The sequence below is a fragment of the Cytobacillus oceanisediminis 2691 genome (assembly GCF_007678455.1).
Taxonomy (GTDB): domain Bacteria; phylum Bacillota; class Bacilli; order Bacillales; family Cytobacillaceae; genus Mesobacillus; species Mesobacillus oceanisediminis_A.
The window spans coordinates 1-224 of sequence record NZ_VEEP01000475.1 but is presented as its reverse complement, the minus strand read 5'-3'; the positions used below and the strand labels follow the sequence as shown (position 1 = coordinate 224).

The window sequence follows — 224 nt, the reverse complement described above, 5'->3', positions numbered from 1 at the left end:
CTCATGTCTTCTATTAATAGAAGCATGATAATTTATTGTTTGTTGACGCTTGTTTGTTTAGTTTTCAAAGAACAATTTCACCGACCAGTTCATCAAGTCAGCCTTAATACACTAACATGAATGACTCATATGGTCAAATGGTATTTTTGGTGGAGCCTAGCGGGATCGAACCGCTGACCTCCTGCGTGCAAGGCAGGCGCTCTCCCAGCTGAGCTAAGGCCCCA

Annotated in this window: 1 tRNA gene; it reads right to left on the bottom strand. The window is 43.8% G+C overall.

Annotation, left to right across the window (positions count from 1 at the left end):
- Nucleotides 1-147: 147 nt before the first annotated feature.
- Nucleotides 148-223: transfer RNA gene (locus FS736_RS24065), tRNA-Ala, on the bottom strand.
- Between the last annotated feature and the right edge of the window lies 1 nt (nucleotide 224).